Source organism: Bacillus sp. PS196 (genome assembly GCF_037963555.1).
GTDB lineage: Bacteria > Bacillota > Bacilli > Bacillales > Bacillaceae > Bacillus > Bacillus subtilis.
This window is the reverse complement of the sequence record NZ_CP150159.1, coordinates 1735308-1753192: the sequence shown is the minus strand read 5'-3', so window position 1 is coordinate 1753192 and position 17885 is coordinate 1735308. Positions and strand designations below refer to the sequence as shown.

16 protein-coding genes are annotated in these 17885 nt (G+C 42.6%); all 16 read right to left on the bottom strand.

The window, feature by feature from the left end; all coding sequences use genetic code 11:
* Positions 1–254: 254 nt before the first annotated feature.
* Entirely contained in the window at positions 255–1430 is a 1176-nt protein-coding gene (locus NST79_RS09245; RefSeq protein ID WP_029726484.1) for a serine hydrolase domain-containing protein, read from the bottom strand.
* Positions 1431–1597: 167 nt separating this feature from the next.
* Positions 1598–2644, bottom strand: coding sequence for a recombinase RecA (gene recA, locus NST79_RS09240; protein WP_003245789.1), 1047 nt, complete (start codon positions 2642–2644; stop codon positions 1598–1600).
* Between the two features lie 172 nt (positions 2645–2816).
* Entirely contained in the window at positions 2817–4067 is a 1251-nt protein-coding gene (locus NST79_RS09235; protein ID WP_144531009.1) for a competence/damage-inducible protein A, read from the bottom strand.
* A 17-nt stretch (positions 4068–4084) separates the two neighbouring features.
* On the bottom strand, positions 4085–4666 hold the full coding sequence (gene pgsA / locus NST79_RS09230) for a CDP-diacylglycerol--glycerol-3-phosphate 3-phosphatidyltransferase (RefSeq protein WP_003244753.1): 582 nt from the start codon (positions 4664–4666) through the stop codon (positions 4085–4087).
* A gap of 49 nt (positions 4667–4715) precedes the next feature.
* Entirely contained in the window at positions 4716–5582 is an 867-nt protein-coding gene (gene rodZ, locus NST79_RS09225) for a cell shape determination protein RodZ (protein WP_214287353.1), read from the bottom strand.
* A gap of 66 nt (positions 5583–5648) precedes the next feature.
* Entirely contained in the window at positions 5649–6440 is a 792-nt protein-coding gene (locus NST79_RS09220; RefSeq protein ID WP_003220998.1) for a YmfK family protein, read from the bottom strand.
* Positions 6441–6569: 129 nt separating this feature from the next.
* Positions 6570–6827 carry a DUF3243 domain-containing protein gene (locus NST79_RS09215; protein WP_003245199.1) on the bottom strand — a complete coding sequence of 86 codons (258 nt, stop codon included), beginning with the start codon at positions 6825–6827 and terminating at the stop codon, positions 6570–6572.
* Between the two features lie 80 nt (positions 6828–6907).
* Entirely contained in the window at positions 6908–7636 is a 729-nt protein-coding gene (gene efpI, locus NST79_RS09210) for an EF-P-5 aminopentanone reductase (RefSeq protein WP_015715897.1), read from the bottom strand.
* Between the two features lie 54 nt (positions 7637–7690).
* A complete protein-coding gene (locus tag NST79_RS09205) occupies positions 7691–8977 on the bottom strand; it encodes a pitrilysin family protein (RefSeq protein ID WP_033884996.1) in 1287 nt (428 codons plus the stop codon).
* Entirely contained in the window at positions 8974–10254 is a 1281-nt protein-coding gene (locus NST79_RS09200) for a pitrilysin family protein (protein ID WP_131227431.1), read from the bottom strand. Before NST79_RS09200 ends, NST79_RS09205 begins: the two co-directional genes overlap by 4 nt.
* 179 nt (positions 10255–10433) lie before the next feature.
* Complete coding sequence (gene bcbE / locus NST79_RS09195; protein WP_010886509.1) at positions 10434–11642, bottom strand: bacillibactin exporter BcbE; 1209 nt, start codon at positions 11640–11642, stop codon at positions 10434–10436.
* Between the two features lie 138 nt (positions 11643–11780).
* The gene (locus NST79_RS09190; RefSeq protein WP_003245732.1) at positions 11781–12506 is read right to left on the bottom strand and encodes a GntR family transcriptional regulator; all 726 of its coding nucleotides are present in this window, start codon (positions 12504–12506) and stop codon (positions 11781–11783) included.
* A gap of 143 nt (positions 12507–12649) precedes the next feature.
* Positions 12650–15013 (bottom strand): DNA translocase SpoIIIE, encoded by a 2364-nt coding sequence (gene spoIIIE / locus NST79_RS09185; protein WP_163260000.1) that lies wholly within the window; start codon positions 15011–15013, stop codon positions 12650–12652.
* Positions 15014–15143: 130 nt separating this feature from the next.
* Positions 15144–15356, bottom strand: coding sequence for a TepA modulator TepJ (gene tepJ / locus NST79_RS09180; RefSeq protein ID WP_003231871.1), 213 nt, complete (start codon positions 15354–15356; stop codon positions 15144–15146).
* Positions 15353–16090: a translocation-enhancing protein TepA gene (tepA, locus tag NST79_RS09175; RefSeq protein ID WP_003245712.1), complete on the bottom strand. Its 738-nt coding sequence runs from the start codon at positions 16088–16090 to the stop codon at positions 15353–15355. Before tepA ends, tepJ begins: the two co-directional genes overlap by 4 nt.
* Positions 16091–16205: 115 nt before the next feature.
* A complete protein-coding gene (gene rnjB / locus NST79_RS09170; protein WP_003231875.1) occupies positions 16206–17873 on the bottom strand; it encodes a ribonuclease J2 in 1668 nt (555 codons plus the stop codon).
* Positions 17874–17885: the final 12 nt, after the last annotated feature.

Below are 17885 nucleotides of genomic sequence, written 5' to 3'. Positions count from 1 at the left end.
GAACTTGGTTGTTGCTTAAAAAGTGTCGGCATGTACATTGTCTAGTTTTCTCAACATACAGAACCTTCACAGGGAATGAGTGTGTTCATCGCCCTTGTCAAGTTTAAATGGTTTAACAATCATGTTAAAAAAACAAATGTTACAACTTCATTGTAAATGTGTCGGAAATACTTGTCAAGCTTGCCATCTTAACGTTTGCAGGCCAGTCTTCTTTTCACGTGCCGAATGCAATTCATCCAAAAGAAGATCGCCAATCATTCTTGATTTAGAAGCTGGTATATTTTATTGTTCACTTGGCCCAATTTAGCATTATTTTGAATGTTTGAGAACAAAATAACAATGGTTTGCCCAGATTTGCTAAAGCTGTTCAAGATATTGAAGCCCGGCATAACACCATGGTTTGAATAGCTTCCGGGAGCAACATAAAATCCCATGCCGTATGTGGAGCTGCTCCCTGGCGTAAACATCTTTTCATAGCTTTTTTGCGAATACAGTTTTCCGTCTATCAGCGCTTGGTCAAATTTGTACATATCTATAGCGCTCATATAAATATCACCCGCTCCATACAGCTGGGATAAATCAGGTATATACGGTGTAACTGTTTTGCTGCCCTCCATCTTATACCCGACGGCAGGATAAGGTTCTTTTTCATATGTTTTGTAAAAGCCTGCATGCGTCATTCCCGCAGGTTTAAAAATATGATTCTTTATGTACTGTTCATAGGGCTCACCGCTTACTTCAGCAATAATATAAGCAAGAACAGAATAGTTGGAATCCTTGTAGTCCCATACGCCCGGCTGACGTTTGATTCCCTGCAGTTCTATGTCTTTTATTAAATCGTCCGGCGTAATGGCGCCGTTTCCTTCAATATGTCCGTTTATCCCCGATGTATGTGTAAGCAGATTCTTCAAAGTAATCGTTTGTCCGTTAGGAAAATGAGGTAAATACGTACTTACCGGATCACTTGTCTGAAGTTTCCCCTTTTCCTCAAGCTGCAAAATAGCAGTTGCAATCAGCGCTTTTTGTGATGAACCGACATAAAAAGATGTCAATGGATTATTTTGAATATAGTGTTTACGGTCAGCATAGCCAAAACCTTTATTTGTTACGATTTCTCCATTTCTGACAATCATGGCTGTTCCGCTGAAACCGATCTCTTCTAAATAATTGCTGATTTTTTGATTTCGATCCACTGTTTTGATTTGTTCCTCTGATTTTTTGGCAGTTTTCTTTTTGACCTCTTTTTTCTGATCGGTATTTGAAACCGCTGCAGTTTCTTGAGATGGCTCGTTTTCTTCACTATTTCGATGAAGAGCATTCCAAATCGTAATGCAAACCATCACTGCTAAAAGACCAAGCAACAGTTTTCCTCTTTTATTTAGTTTTCTCCGTCTGCGTTTCGCAGTTCTTCTGCGGGTTGGGCTTGTCATTCATTTTTTCCTCCCAAAATAAATTCCATTTTGCACACGTTTTGTTAGACGAATAAAGCTCTAAAAAAGTTGTCAAAAAAAGCAATATTTTTATCATTTTTTTGCAAAATACAAAAAAGCTGAGTTTTTCACTCAGCCTTTTGTATCATTTGAAACTTATTTTATTTTTATTCTTCAAATTCGAGTTCTTCTTGTGTCTCTTCAGCTTGCTGCTGCACTACTCCGTTATTATCCAAGCCGTAATGTTCGCGAATTTGCTCCTGGATCATCAGCATGATATCTTTATTTTCTTTCAGGAATTGTTTTGCATTTTCACGGCCTTGGCCAAGACGCTCTTCTTCATAAGAGTACCATGAACCGCTTTTTTGCACGATATCAAGTTCAGTTCCTAGATCAATGATTTCGCCTTCTTTTGAAATGCCTTCTCCGTACATAATGTCAACCTCGGCTGTACGGAACGGCGGAGCCACCTTGTTTTTCACGACTTTGATTTTCGTTTTGTTCCCCATTACGTCGTTGCCTTGTTTCAGCTGTTCAGCACGGCGCACTTCAAGACGCACGGAAGAGTAGAATTTCAACGCACGGCCGCCAGGAGTTGTTTCCGGGTTCCCGAACATAACGCCGACTTTTTCACGAATTTGGTTAATGAAAATCGCGATTGTCTTCGATTTGTTAATGGCTCCTGAAAGCTTACGAAGCGCTTGAGACATTAAGCGTGCTTGTAAACCGACATGAGAATCTCCCATGTCACCTTCAATTTCCGCTTTCGGAACGAGAGCGGCTACAGAGTCGACAACGACAATGTCAACTGCCCCGCTTCGAACCAATGCTTCCGCAATTTCAAGCGCCTGCTCGCCTGTGTCAGGCTGAGACAGTAAAAGCTCTTCGATGTTAACACCGAGCTTTTGCGCGTATACCGGATCTAACGCATGCTCCGCATCGATAAACGCGGCTTGTCCGCCCTGCTGCTGAACTTCAGCAATCGCATGAAGCGCCACAGTTGTTTTACCTGAGCTTTCAGGACCGTATACTTCAATAATCCGTCCGCGAGGATATCCGCCAATTCCCAGTGCTGTATCAAGAGCTAGGGAGCCGCTTGGGACAGTAGAAATTCTTGTATCTGTCTTTTCTCCCAGTTTCATAATGGAACCTTTGCCGAACTGTTTTTCTATTTGTTTAAGAGCCATATCTAAGGCTGCCTGACGATCACTCATTCTATTTTTTCCTCCTTTATGTTACCACTACATATACTATACCCTGTTTGAAGGGATTTGCCAAGAAAAAAGCGAACGCATATTCGGATTTTTTCTTAGCGTGATTCCTATCAAAATATCATAATGTATCAGAGAAATCATGTTTTCTTAGGAGGATAATGTGCTGAAAATATTATTTTTGCTCTAAAAGCTTTAAGATTAAATGGCAGCCGTATTTAGCGCCGCGTTTTCTGATCCCCGTTCTGGAGCCCGCAAAGTGAAACTCGTGAACCTCTTCTTTACCGTTTGCGGAAATGCCGATAAACACATGCCCAGGCTCATGCCCTTCTTGAGCATCAGGTCCTGCTACACCAGTAAAGCTAATGCCGATATCGCTGCCAGTGAGTTTTTGAACACCCTTAGCCAGTTCGGATGCGCATTCCTTGCTGACCGCCCCAAAACGATCTAATGTTTCCTTCTTGACACCAAGCACATTCTGCTTCACGTCGTTTGTATAGCAAACAACGCCCCCGGCAAATAATGTTGAGGCACCGCTATGATCCGTCAGCCATTCAGAAAACAGCCCTCCGGTAAAGCTTTCTGCCGCAGAAATTGTAATGCCTTTTTCCTTGCACGCTATAGATAGCTCTTTTACAAGAGAAGTATCATCGTAACCATAGAAAAATTCACCGACACGCTCTAAGATAACGGCCTCTGTTTCTTTTAACAGACGCTCTGTTTCCTTTTCATCGGCGTGTTTGGCTGTCAGACGCAGCGTCACCTCTCCATCAGCCGCCAAAGGCGCAATTGTCGGATTGGTTTGTGCATCAATAATATCTTCCAAATCGGCTTCAAGCTGAGATTCACCGATACCGAAAAAGCGAAGAACAGTTGACACAATTTTTTCATTTGAACCCATCTTTTTCAGCAGAAGAGGCTTTGCCTCGTTTTCAAACATTGGACGCAATTCGCTCGGCGGTCCAGGAAGAAGCATATAATAGCGCGATTCATGCTCTGTGAGCATTCCCGGGGCCATTCCAAAGTGATTCGCCAGCACGTCAGAGCCTTCGATCACAAGCGCCTGTTTTCGGTTATTAGGTGACATCGTGCGTTTTGTTCGTTTGAAATAGTCCTCAATGGATTGGAATGCCTCATCATTTAACACGAGCGGACGTCCCAGCGTATTTGCAATCGTTTCTTTCGTCAGATCATCTTTTGTGGGTCCAAGCCCTCCTGAAAAAATAATGAAGTCAGAGCGTTCTTCAGCAATGCGGATGACCTGCTTCAGCCGCTCCGGGTTATCTCCGACCGCTGTATGATAAAATACGTTGACCCCGATTTCAGCGAGCTGTTTGCTGATAAATTGAGCATTTGTATTGGCGATTTGGCCAAGCAGCAGCTCTGAACCGACTGCAATTATTTCTGCTTTTTTTGGAAATTCCATGACGAAGTCCTTCTTTCTTAGTTAGATGTTTTTAACGCTTCCCAGTTTTTAGAGAAATATTCCCAACCTGAGACGACAGTAAAGAAGACGGCTACCCACAGCGCCAAGTCTGCAAACGGGAATGACACAAGTTCAAATGGAAGATTATGAAGAAGCAATGCGGATACCGCAATAATCTGTGCCCAGGTTTTGATTTTACCAAGCATGTTAGCAGCTACGACTTCTCCTGTTCCGGCTAAGACAAGCCTTAAACCTGTCACGGCAAACTCCCTGCTGATAATCACAATGACCATCCAAGCTGGAGCGAGATCAAATTGAACAAGGATAATTAACGCTGCGGATACGAGCAGTTTGTCCGCAAGCGGATCAAGAAATTTCCCGAAGTTTGTTACGAGATTCAATTTTCGGGCATAATATCCGTCCACCCAGTCTGTTGTAGATGCAATAATAAATAGAATGGCCCCCGCCAAATGTGCGACCGGGATTGATTCGTCTCCAACTTCGAGCCTGCCCCAGTCAAACGGCGCCAGCATGATAATCATGAAGATTGGGATTAATGCGATTCTAGCTAGTGTGATTTTATTTGGTAAGTTAAACATAAAGCCCCTCCAATTTCATACTCGGACGTGAAGAAAAGTCATCTGATAATTAAGATGACTTTTCTTCCTTTTTATTTACAATCTTTATGGTTTGTGCCATCACTTTTTTCGGATCAAGTTCATATGAAAGAACCTTACCGTTGATTTTTATTTTCAGATTAGGTGCATATCCGGTGCGGATATCAACTTGTTTCTGATCAGTTATGTCTTTTTTATAGGTTTCGTCTTTTTTCAGCGTTCCTTCTTTTAAAGAGCTGCTGTTTTCATCGCGCACTCGAATCCAGGAGCTGTCTGATGCCTTCAGTTCCAGCTCGATTTTATCAGCGCCGGACACTTCATAAGTCGTTAACGATCCTTCAGTGCCAGCAGCTTTAATCTCCAGCTTCCCACTGTCATTTTCTTTTTTCTTATCTTCGTTTTCTTTCGTTTCTTTTTTAGTGTCTGTCTCTTTTTCAGAGCTGTTATTTTGATTCTCTTTCAGCGTTGAATCTTTAGGGATTTCGTACTTGCTCTCACTTTGCGTAATTGCTTTTTCTGATGCCACATTGTGATCATCACTGTTTTTGTGATTGGCAAACTGAATGATCGCGTACACAATGGCAATCACGACAATCACGCCGAGAATAACAAGTATCGTTGGCAGCAGCTCCAGCGCCTTAGATGCTGGCTTTGGCATTTCCTTTTGAAGATTCATGCCGGAGATCTTTTCAGACACATCATCATGATACGTATTAGGGATATCTTTTTTATGCTCCTCAAACAGCTGATCCGCATCAAGCCCAACGGCTTCTGCATATTGCTTGATGAATGCCCGAACATAAAACTTCCCCGGAATAATGTCATAGTTTCCTTCCTCCAAGGCGGTTAAATACCTTTTTTGAATCTTTGTTGCCGCTTGGAGATCATCCAATGACATTGCTTTTTCCTCTCTGGCTTCTTTGAGCCGGATTCCTAGTTCAGTCACAACAAACACCTTCCAATTTTAAAAATCAAAGCTTGAAAACCCGGATTGATCAAACATTTGGGGTTCCTCGGCATGTTCATATGTAATAACCTCATCAGGGTCATTTCTCAGTTCAATAATATAATCAAAGTCATCTAGTGTATACTCTGTATTTTGAACGAATATGTCCGGATGCTCCACCACTTTTGTTGCAGGCAGCCGCATGATTTCTCGGACCAGCTGGAGATGGCGTTCCGATCCTCTTCGTGTTGACACAATTCCGTCAACGATAAAGACATTTTCAGTGCTGTATTCATCGGCAATCAGCTGGCTTCTTATCGTCTGCTTCAGCAAGGTTGATGACACAAACAGCCACCTTTTGCTCGCACACACACTAGAGGCTACAATCGATTCCGTTTTCCCGACACGCGGCATACCTCTGATTCCGATTAATTTATGGCCTTCTTTTTTGAACAATTCGGCCATAAAATCGACTAATAAGCCAAGCTCGTCCCGTTCAAAGCGGAACGTTTTCTTGTCATCGGCATCCCGTTGAATATAACGGCCGTGGCGTACGGCAAGACGGTCGCGAAGCCTCGGTTCTCTAAGCTTCGTTACTTTAATTGTTTCCATCGTTTTTAAGATTGATTCTAATCGTTTAATTTGATCTATATGGCGGCACCTGAGGAGCATTCCCCTTCTGGAAAGATCGACGCCGTTTATCGTTACGATGTTGATAGAAAGCATCCCAAGAAGAGATGAAATATCCCCGAGCAGTCCGGGGCGGTTCACTTGAATTTCATATTCAAAATACCATTCGAGCTTTGCCAAATGATATACCCCCTTCATTGTGGCAAAATTTTACCTTCCTTTATCATAAAGCATTTTTCTCTAATTAGAAAGAAGAATGTTGCTGTGATGAGGAAAACATAAAAAAGAGAGGAAAAATCCCCTCTCTTCCTAGTGAGTGCTGTTATTTTCAACAAGCTTAACCATCATATTGGCAATGGCGTGCTGTTCATCTTTTGATGCTACACTCCAAAGATCTGCCAGCACTTTTTCCTGCTCGTTCTTAGATTCCACTTCATTAGCCAAGTAGCTGCCGATTTCTGTCGCAAGATCTGTAATCGTATCCTGGCTCATACCTTTATCTTGCGCATAGTTCAGACGGTCGCCAAGGAAGTTTTTCCAGCTATCCCAGTTTTCTAATACTGACATGCTTGTTTCCTCCATTTCATGTGAAGTTACAAGATTATTGTGTCCTTCGCAAAAGAAACTATACACCGAATATTTTCGGATCAGCAGTGCCAGCCGCCATTGACCGACAGAATTTGGCCGGTGATATATGACGCTTTTTCAGACAGGAGAAAAGCTGTTGCATCCGCAATTTCTTGCGGCCGGGCCAGCCGGCCGATCGGAATCTCATCAGCGATCTCTTCTTTTTCAGCCGGGGTAAATTGATTCATCATATTTGTATCAACTGCACCTGGCGCTACTGCGTTTACCCTGATTCCGCTTGGCGCCAGCTCCTTAGCCAATCCTTTTACAAACGAATGCTGAGCTCCTTTTGCCATGCTGTACAGCACTTCACAGGATGCTCCAGTCTCTCCCCAAATCGAGCTGACAGCCACAATCGCTCCCGATTTATTCCGAATCATGCCTGGCAGAAGGTTTCTCGTCAGCATATACGGACTCGCCACATGAAGCTGAACCATTTCCTGGACTGTTGCGTTATCTACATCCGTAATCAGCCCAAAATGGCTTCGTCCGCTGTTTAAAACAATCGCATCAACCGGCTGAACAATTGAACTTGTCAGCTTATCTGCTCCATCTTGCGCGGACAGATCAGCTTGTAATATCTCCGTATTTACGCCAAACATCTGACTTAGTTTTTCAGCAAGCTCCGCTGCCGCATTTTGATTTGTATTGTAATGCAGCAGCAGATTGTATCCCTTAGCCGCAAGGGTTTCGCTGATGCTTTTGCCAATGCCGCCGCTTGCTCCGGTGATTAGTGCTGTTTTGTTCATCCTCTTTCCTTCTTTCCGCAGAAAAACACCCCTCACACTGGAGGGATGTTTTGTTTATGATTTAGGAACAACCTTGCAGACAGTCAGTCTGTCTGCAGCAATTTCCTCTTGTATTACGTTCTGGACATCCTCGAGGGTAATCTGCTCGAGTACCGTTACAACGTCAAACAGGCTCATATCCAAGAACGCATAACGGGTAAATTGATTGGCGATGTATTCAGGGGAATTCAGCGCTTTTAAGAATGTACCGATCTTTTTCTTTCTGGCAAGTTCAATCTTTTCAGCAGTAATCAGTTCACCGGCGCGCAAAAGCATGCTTGAAATGTCTTCAGCCAATTGATCAGGCTCAGGCGTATCTCCGCCGATCGCCGCAAAACCGAACCCATATTCAGCAGTAAAATCAAAGCTGAACGTTTCGTCAATATATCCTTTTTCATAAAGTGATTCATATTGGGCAGAGCTTTTGCCAAAAAGAGCTTCAAGCAATAAGTTCATTGAAAGTTCATGCTTTAAGAGCTCTTTGCCTAATTTAAACGGATTTTTTGATTTCAGCCCGACAAGGCATTTCGGTCCCTGCACGTTCATTTTGATCTCTTTTTCTTTTCTGAAAACCGCTTCTTGCTCTTTCACTTCTTCCCGTTTGATCTCCGGCTGATCAGTATACGGCTTTTTCCCCTGGTTTTCTCTTACCTGAGAAATAATCGCTTCAGGATCTACAGGGCCGACAATGAAAAGGAGCATGTTACTCGGGTGATAAAACGTTTCATAGCATTCATAAAGAAGGTCTTTTGTAATATGTGAAATGCTTTCCACTGTTCCCGCTATGTCAATTCTGACAGGATGCTCTTTGTACATGTTTTCAATGACCCCGAAGTAAAGCCTCCAATCAGGGTTATCGTCGTACATATTAATCTCCTGCCCGATAATCCCTTTTTCCTTTTCAACCGTTTTTTCAGTAAAATATGGGTCCTGTACAAAATCGATAAGCGTCTCTAAATTGCGTTCAACATTTGATGTGCTTGAGAAAAGGTAAGCCGTTCTTGTAAATGACGTAAACGCATTGGCAGAAGCCCCCTGTTTACTGAAATCTTGAAAAACGTCTCCGTCCGCTTTCTCAAACAGCTTGTGCTCAAGAAAGTGAGCAATCCCGTCCGGCACTTGAACCATCTCGTTTTTACCTAAAGGGACAAACCGGTTATCTATCGAGCCGTACTTTGTTGTAAAGACCGCATATGTCTTGTTGAAGCCTTTTTTCGGCAAAACGTAAACATCAAGGCCGTTGGACATTTTTTCATGATACAGCGTCTCCTGAAGCTGTTCATATTCGATTGGTTTGATCAAGATGCACCCTCCGTCCCTTTTAAGAAATAAGTCGTATCAAGCTGAATCTTTTCGCCGGCTTTAATGATATCCTCTTTTGTGACATTCTCAATATTGGCAAGAAAGTCTTCGATAGGAATCTCGACTTGAGCAGCGGCCTGCTGATATAAAAACTCAGATAAACCGTATGCTGTATCAATCGTTTCCAGCACTTGATTTCGAATAACGGCCTTTGTCTGTGCTATATCCTGCTCACTGAAATCGCCATTTTTCATTGCCTGGAATTGCTCAGCAATAATCGAAACCGCCTGTTCAAAATTTTTCACTTCAATGCCTGACATCACCATTAACAAGCCTTTAAAACTTTCTATACGCGAAGCCGCGTAGTAAGCAAGACTGGCTTTTTCCCGAACATTAATGAAAAGTTTAGAATGAGAGAATCCGCCGAACAATCCGTTAAACACTTGTAAAGCAGGATAATCCTGATCTGTATAAGTGATGCTGGTGCGGTAGCCGATATTCAGTTTTCCTTGCTTGACATCCTCTTCATCAATTACTTCTTTTGGCTGAATTTTTTCATCAGCGTGATTGTTTTCAATCATGCCAAGAGTGCGCTCTTCTGTTTTGAAATACTTATCAATTGCCGATTGTACCTGGTTACTGTCCACGTCGCCAACAACATATAGATCAAGCTGGTCTTTTTGGATAGCGCTTTGGTATGTTTCGTATAATTGCTCTGCCGTAATGTCATCGACATCGTCGATTTCACCATTGACATGAAGCGCGTAAGGCTCATTTTTGCACATTTCCTGTATCAGCCTTAAATTCGAATAACGCATTTTATCATCATAGACGGCTTGGATTCTTTGCTTAAGCGTCCGTTTTTCTTGAGCCACATATTGTGACTGAAAAGCGTCTCCCTCCAAAGCAGGTGAAAAGACGATTTCTGCGAGAAGCTGGAGCCCTTTCTCAAGTAGCGGCGTTTGGTCTTTTAAATATTTTTCATTCGGGATTTCAAGCCTGAACGTAATGACGTGCCGCTCTCCTTTTTTCGTAAGATCAGCCGATACTGACGTGCCGTACAGCTCATCCAAGTATGAACGCAATTCTGCGGTTTTCGGATGGCTTTTCGTTCCGCGAAGAAGCACATGCGGGAGAAGCGCTCTTTTGGTGACTTGATCCTTTGTCAGCGGCGCAAGCATCTTAAAAATAAGCGAGACGGTTTTGAATTTTTCTGTTTTTACAATGTGTGCGGTTAAACCGCCATGCTTTGATTTGAGTTCATTAACATATGACATATGGAACCTCCTTCGTTCATTTCTTAATTAGTATGTATTATGACCAATTTTCAGCATCCGCAGAAACACTCTTTCATGTAATTATAGCAACTGTAGGATTTATAAGGAAACAATAACCTCCGCATGCTGTATAGGTACAGTTGTAAACTGTGCAAGAAAGCGCAAAAAAAGACGGCTGGCTAGACCGTCCCTAAGTTTTTTTCTTCTTCACTTTTTTTAGCATCTACAGTAAAGAGCACTAAAAATAAAGAAACGATGCTGCAAAACGCCGAGAGTATGAAAATAATCCAGTTTGCATTAGACATTAATGCAGCAAAAACAGGTGGACCGAGAGCTACTCCTATAAAGCGCATGCTATTGTAAAAGGAGGAAATGGTTCCGCATTGTTCACTTTCAATCCCTTCGGTTATCAATGCATCTAAAGCAGGAAGAGCCATTCCAATCCCAATCCCGCCAAAGCTTAAAAAGACAAATAAAAAATAAAAACTGTGGTTCCACCACAAGGCAATAAACGAAAGGGTTAACAGAATCATTCCTGTAACAACGCAAAATTTCATTCGGCCTTTATCTTTACCGATCTTTTTGCCAGCTATAAAAGAACTGGTTGACAAAAACAAAAGTGGGATTGCCAGTAATCCGCCTTTAGCTACTCCGTCAATAGCATACTTGTTCTCCAGCGTATCTGATAAATAAAATAATACGCCAAATAACAAAAACATAATGACACACCCGATAATGAAGACCGTATAAAGCCAGCGACCATCCTGTTTAAAAATTTTCTTCACACTCTTAATAAACTCAGAAACAGCAGGCGCATCTTCATCTTCTTCAGGCTTGGCCACCAAAAACAATACGAGCAAAAAGCTGATCAAACAGAAAAACGGAATAAACCAAAACGGTACAAACCAATACCAAGAAGCCAGTAAGGCTCCAAGTATGGGACTCAGTACCTTCCCTGACGTGTTGGCGGTTTCAATATCGCCAAGACCCGCGCTGACCTTTTCATCGTCTCCTTTAAACAGGTCGCCGATAAACGGCATGACAATCGGAGCGGCACCTGCAGAACCAATGCCTTGAAGAACCCGCCCCGCCAAGATCATAGCATAAGGATTTTTCATATAGGTCGAGGCAAAAGCAGCTACGGCTCCCCCCAATCCTGCAATGAGGAGGCATGGAAGCAATATTTTTTTTCTCCCGAAACGATCCGACAAATATCCGGCAATCGGAATGCAAATAATTGCTACTACTGAATATACAGTAATGATTAAAGATACTTGAAATGAAGTCACAGACAGCTTTTTCTCCATCATCGGAAGAACAGGAATCAGCATGGAGTTCCCGAGTGTCATCACAAGCGGGACAGAAGACAATGCAATAATATTTTTCATTCCATTTTTCTCTCTCAACATTTTCACCCATTCACTTTCTTGTCATCCCTTATATATTGCGTTAACCGGAATGAAAGTATGTACAAAGAAACATGAATCAGTGCAAATAAAAAAACAGACACATACAGGCGTCCGTTTTTAGAATCGTTTACGCAAAACATGAAATCTGAATTTATCCGCTCTAAAATAATTTAAAGAATAAAGCACCGGTTTATCGTGCTGATCGTAATGGGTTTGTTTTAACAGCAAAAGAGCTGTTTCCGGATCGCATTCAAGCACTGGAGAAATGGTATCGTGATAGCCGATCGGTTCTATATCAGTTACTGCATAGCTGATTACGGAGCCTGAATTTTTCTCAAGCAGGTCAAACATAGATTCTTGCTGATGAGAAAAAGAATTCGGCAAAATATTCATCGGAATTTTGTCTATACAATACACAATCGGCTGTCCGTCAGCTGTCCTGACTCGTTCAAGGTAAAAAAGTTCTTGCCCTTCTGCCAAGTGAAATCTCTTCGTATCATCTTCAGACGGCATAAGCACTTGTGATGATAGAAAAATCGTGCCAGGGGTCATATTCGCCTGTTCTATCATCTTGGTTACACTGTTCAGCTGTTCAATACCCGAAAGAAATAACGGCTTAGAATGGACAAAAGTGCCTACACCATGCCTTCTGATAATCACATGCTCTTCTTCCAGTATCCGCAAGGCTTCTCTTAGCGTCGCTCTGCTGACACCAAGCTTTTTGGAAAGCTCAAATTCAGAAGGCAGCTTTTCCTTCTCAGTGTAGATCCCATTTTTTATATCCTCTTTAATTCGTTCAATTACTTTCAAATACAAGTGCCGATTATCAGCTTTTGTAGACATGTTTCCCCTCCGTAAACCACTTTCGATAAAAATTATTGAACAATTGGGACAACTATATCATGTTTTGTCGAAAAAATAAATAGAAAGGTGATCAGTTTACATAATATCATTATTGACAACTATAGAAAGCGGAACTCCCTTCATTAAGAAGAGAGCTCATCATATTTCTCTTTTGATAATAATACTTCCCTAGGTTTGCTGCCTTCATACGGTCCGACAACACCGCGTTCCTCCATTGCGTCAATCAGGCGCGCCGCTCTCGTATAGCCAATTCTGAATCTTCTTTGCAGCATTGAAACAGATGCCGTCTGCATGCCGACGATTAATTCAACAGCTTCATCATAAAGTTCATCAGTAACCTCGGAATGAGTTTCCGTCGTCTCCTCAGGAATCATTTCTTCTTGATATTGCGCTTTCTGCTGTGTAATCACATGGTCGACGACCTTCTCCACTTCGTCATCCGACAAAAATGCTCCCTGCACACGGACAGGTTTGTTAGCCCCTACAGGTAAAAACAGCATATCGCCGCGGCCAAGAAGCTTCTCAGCGCCACCCATGTCAAGAATGGTCCTTGAATCCGTCTGTGAAGATACGCTGAACGCGATTCGTGACGGAATGTTCGCTTTGATCACCCCTGTGATAACATCCACCGATGGCCGCTGTGTCGCAATAATAAGATGGATGCCGGCAGCCCGCGCCATTTGGGACAATCTCGTAATCGAATCTTCCACATCGGATGAAGCGACCATCATGAGATCGGCAAGCTCGTCCACAATGACAACAATATAGGGCAGCTCTGGCTGTTTCGCTCCTTCTTCATTGTTGGCGCGTTTTATATAATCATTGTATCCTTCAATATTTCTTGTACCCGTATGAGAAAATAATTCGTACCGCCGCTCCATTTCATTGACAACCTTTTTCAAAGCCTGCGACGCTTTTTTCGGATCGGTTACAACCGGAGCAAGCAAATGCGGAATCCCATTGTAGACATTGAGCTCTACCATTTTAGGATCGATCATCATCATTTTCACTTCATGCGGTTTCGCGCGCATTAAAATACTTGTAATAATGCCGTTGACACAGACACTTTTACCGCTACCGGTTGCGCCTGCGACCAAAAGGTGGGGCATCTTGTTTAACTCAGCCAATACAGCTTCACCTGAAATATTGCGGCCGAGTCCAATTAACAGCTTCGCATCCGGTCTGTCATTCAATTTAGACTCCAGCACTTCCTTCAGCGAAACCATTGCCACTTCTGCGTTTGGAACTTCAATTCCGATTGCTGATTTGCCTGGTATAGGCGCTTCGATCCTGATATCCTTCGCAGCAAGCGCAAGCGCTAAATCATCGCTTAAATTGACAATTTTGCTAACCTTCACTCCGACATCAGGATATACTTCATATTTTGTTACGGCCGGTCCGAGATGAACCTGTGTGACTTTCGCCTTTACGCCAAAGCTTTGGAATGTCCGTTCAAGCTTTCTCGCATTTTCATAAATATTCTTTTTATCAGCCTGCTGGCCGGTATGCTTCGGATCTGCCAGCAAATCCAGTGACGGCATCTCGTAATCCTTATTTTCAAGCTCTGTAAAGGTCATAGGAGGAGCAGAAACAGTTTCATGATCACCTGTCTCCGGTTGGATGTCCTGAAGCGGCTTCGACACAGGTTCGGCGCGCTTTTCTATAACTGGAGACTCTTCCTCTTCATTACGATCAGAAAAGCTTGAGATAATCGGCTCTGAATGAATAAGAGGCGATACTGTTTCATAATCCCCCTCTTCATCAGGAGGCTCCGGTTCCATTTGCTGTTTTTTGCGGGCCGGTTTTTGTTTTTTGCTCGGCGCTTTCGTTTTTTTCGATGACTGCATATTTGATTTGAAGGATTTCATATCATCAATAAATGCTAACCATTGTTCTTTTATAAAACGTCCAATCGGGCTCATCCACTTTTTTAGCGTTTCTTGCAGCGAGCGTCCTGTTACTAAAATCATTCCGATCAAAATCATGACAATCGCCATGATCTGAGAACCAGTCGACGCAAACAAAAAGTGTGAAGCCGCAAACAGCAGCGCACCGATCATCCCTCCGCCTAAATCAGGTGAAGCAGAGCTGCCATTCATGTCCATTAAAAACAATTCCCACGTATTGCGCACCACGCTTGCGGACTCAATAGACCCTTTGTGCGTCAAATTTTTAAATAGCTGCACATGAGAAAGCAGCAATATGCTTGCGATGATACAGTACAACCCGGCCTTTCGTCTCGTTAAAAGGCTTGGGGTTTTTTTCTTCCAAAACAGTGAGATTCCTAACACCAATAAACCTAACAAGCATAAAATAAACCACTCTCCAGCAAAAAAGCGGAACAAAAAGATAAACGTTTGCCCGACTACCCCCAGCTGCAAGATTGCGATAATTGAAATGGCTATACACAGCAATCCGTTGAGCTCGTATTTTATATTGAGCTGTTTCGCCTGTTTTTTTCTTGATTTTCGTTTTTTCTTTGCCACACTCATCACCTTACTGCGTTAAAAAATGTAAGTTCATACATAATGAAGAAAGCAGCCGTTTACAGGCTGCGTTTTTTCTGTAGGATTCCCCTATTATAGCATATTTTGCCCTTAAAAAAGGGTTGGATTCTTATACGTTTAATTTCAGCTTTTGTCCCGGTGAAATGTCCGGATGCAGAAAATGCATTGGATTGGTGCTCATGATTTGAATGACTTCTGCTTCATTCCCTTTCATTTCGACTAGAAGCGGTACACCTTTATATTCAATTTGCTCATGTGCGCTTGTCTCTTGGTTCTGTTCTGCAAACACAATTTCCTGCGGCATCACGGTATAAAGAATCATTGAATCATCCGTCCTTCTTCTTTCCTTGCTTCATCGATGAGCTCATTCAGTTTATTGATTGCCTGTCCGACACCGCCTGCGTGATCGATCAATCCGTATTTAACTGCATCCTTACCGACCACATTTGTTCCGATATCGCGTGTTAAGTTTCCTTTTGAAAACATTAGCTCTTTAAACTTCTCTTCGGTTATATTGGAATGGCTTGTCACAAATTTAACAACTCTTTCTTGCATCTTATCCAGGTATTCAAACGTTTGCGGCACCCCGATGACCAGCCCGGTGAGCCTAACTGGATGAATCGTCATCGTTGCTGTTTCGGCGATATAGCTGTAATCACAGGATACAGCAATCGGAACGCCGATGGAATGTCCCCCGCCAAGCACGATAGAAACGGTCGGTTTCGATAAAGATGCAAGCATTTCCGCTATGGCAAGACCAGCTTCAACATCTCCTCCGACAGTATTTAATATGATCAGCAAGCCTTCAATTTTAGGATTTTGTTCAATTGCCACAATCTGCGGGATGACATGTTCATATTTTGTTGTTTTGTTTTGCGGAGGAAGCTGAACATGGCCTTCAATTTGTCCGATAATGGTCAGACAATGAATATTTGTATCTTGGGGCAGCTGTGGAAGCGTCGTTTCACCAAGCTGCTGTATTTTATTCATAATGCTGTCCTTCGCATCATTTTTTTCAGGACGCTCTTCTTCTGTGTTTTCCATACGATGATCCATCTCGCTTTCATCCTTTCCGAGTTTCTCTTTGTATTATGAACAAAGATACTTCATTCAATCCCGGCTTGAAGGACAAAAAATAAAGACCGGAGCAGCTCCGGTCTTTAGTCAGTCATTATACTTCCATAATAATTGGGATGATCATCGGTTTACGTTTCGTTTTTTCATAAAGGAATTGGTTCAAAGCATCCCGCATTGCCTGCTTCAGCGTTGACCATTCGACATTTGATGTTTCAGTCGCTTCTGTCACGATAGACCGGACAAGCTCAGTAGCCTGTACGATAAGACCTTCAGACTCTCTTACATAAACAAAGCCGCGAGTGATAATTTCTGGTCCTGACACAAGATGTTTCTTTTGTTTATCAAGTGTAATGACAACGATTAAAATTCCGTCCTGTGAAAGCAAGCGGCGGTCTCTCAATACGATATTGCCGATATCACCGACCCCTAAACCATCAATTAAAATATTGCCGTAAGGAACTTTATCCCCAATTTTTACGTTTTGGCCGCGGAATTCAACGACGTCGCCTTTTTCAATTAAGAAGATGTCACTGCGCTTCATGCCGGTTTCTTCAGCGATTTTTGAATGAGCTTTTTGCATTCTGTATTCGCCGTTTACAGGAATCAAATATTTTGGTTTAAGCAGGTTGATCATCAGCTTTAACTCTTCTTGTGAGCCGTGTCCTGATACATGAACACGCTTTTGGGCAAAGATGACTTGTGCACCGGCTCTTGCAAGAAGATCTACTGTTTTAGAGTAAATGAGTTCCTGCCCGGGAATCGGAGTTGACGCAATGACCACCGTATCCCCTTCTTCAATGTTCAGCTGTTTGTGAGCTTTGTTTGCCATTCTTGTCAAAGCAGCTAATGGTTCACCTTGGCTTCCGGCTGTAATAATGGCCACTTCGCGCTTCGGATATTTTTTGACATCCTGTACAGAAATAAACAATTCATCATCTGCTTCAATGTATCCTAACTTTCTCGCGAGCTGCAGGACAGATTGAAGATTTTTTCCGGCTACGGCAATCTTTCTGCCATTTTGAGCCGCTGCATGAATGACTTGCTGAATCCGGTTAATATTGGATGCGAAAACAGCAATAATCACCCGGTTCTGTGAATTATACAGCGCATCCGAAATTTCTCCGCTGACAGCCGCTTCCGAAGGGGTGTAACCCGGCCGTTCCGCATTTGCACTGTCAGAAAGCAGAGCGAGCACGCCGCTATTGCCGATCTTGGCGATCTCGCCAATGTCGCACGTCTGATTAAGTGCAGGTGTTTGGTCAAATTTGAAGTCTCCCGTGCATACAATAGATCCAAGTGATGTTTTAAAGCTCACACCTACAGAATCAGGAATGCTGTGAATCGTTCTAAAGAACGATACCTTTGTTGATTCAAATGTAATGACAGATTTGGAGTGAATTTCTCTTAAATCAGTTTTTCGGTTATGTCCGTATTGTTTTAATTTCTCTCTTAACAGTGCAAGCGTCAGTTTTGTTCCGTACACTGGAACGGACAGCTTGTTTAATAAGTAAAAAACGCCGCCGATATTTTCATCGTGCCCGTGCGTTAAAAAGATTGCCTTGACGCGGTCAGCCCGTTCAATCAAATATGATATGTCAGGAATCACTACATCAATACCGAGCATTTCGTTTTCTGGATGCATAAGGCCGGCATCAACGACAAATATGTCTGAGTCAATTTCAATGACATAAAGGTTCTTCCCAATCTCTCCGACACCGCCAAGGGCGATAATTCTAACGTTTTCTGTATTTTTCTTTTTCAAAATCTATATCCT

Coding starts and splice junctions, on each gene's coding strand:
- NST79_RS09245 (WP_029726484.1), bottom strand. CDS start 1,430: ATGACAAGCCCAACCCGCAGAAGAACTGCGAAACGCAGACGGAGAAAA.
- recA (WP_003245789.1), bottom strand. CDS start 2,644: ATGAGTGATCGTCAGGCAGCCTTAGATATGGCTCTTAAACAAATAGAA.
- NST79_RS09235 (WP_144531009.1), bottom strand. CDS start 4,067: ATGGAATTTCCAAAAAAAGCAGAAATAATTGCAGTCGGTTCAGAGCTG.
- pgsA (WP_003244753.1), bottom strand. CDS start 4,666: ATGTTTAACTTACCAAATAAAATCACACTAGCTAGAATCGCATTAATC.
- rodZ (WP_214287353.1), bottom strand. CDS start 5,582: ATGTCATTGGATGATCTCCAAGCGGCAACAAAGATTCAAAAAAGGTAT.
- NST79_RS09215 (WP_003245199.1), bottom strand. CDS start 6,827: ATGTCAGTATTAGAAAACTGGGATAGCTGGAAAAACTTCCTTGGCGAC.
- efpI (WP_015715897.1), bottom strand. CDS start 7,636: ATGAACAAAACAGCACTAATCACCGGAGCAAGCGGCGGCATTGGCAAA.
- NST79_RS09200 (WP_131227431.1), bottom strand. CDS start 10,254: ATGTCATATGTTAATGAACTCAAATCAAAGCATGGCGGTTTAACCGCA.
- bcbE (WP_010886509.1), bottom strand. CDS start 11,642: ATGAAAAATATTATTGCATTGTCTTCTGTCCCGCTTGTGATGACACTC.
- NST79_RS09190 (WP_003245732.1), bottom strand. CDS start 12,506: ATGTCTACAAAAGCTGATAATCGGCACTTGTATTTGAAAGTAATTGAA.
- tepJ (WP_003231871.1), bottom strand. CDS start 15,356: ATGATTCTTTATACCGTGATGCCGCAGGAAATTGTGTTTGCAGAACAG.
- tepA (WP_003245712.1), bottom strand. CDS start 16,090: ATGGATCATCGTATGGAAAACACAGAAGAAGAGCGTCCTGAAAAAAAT.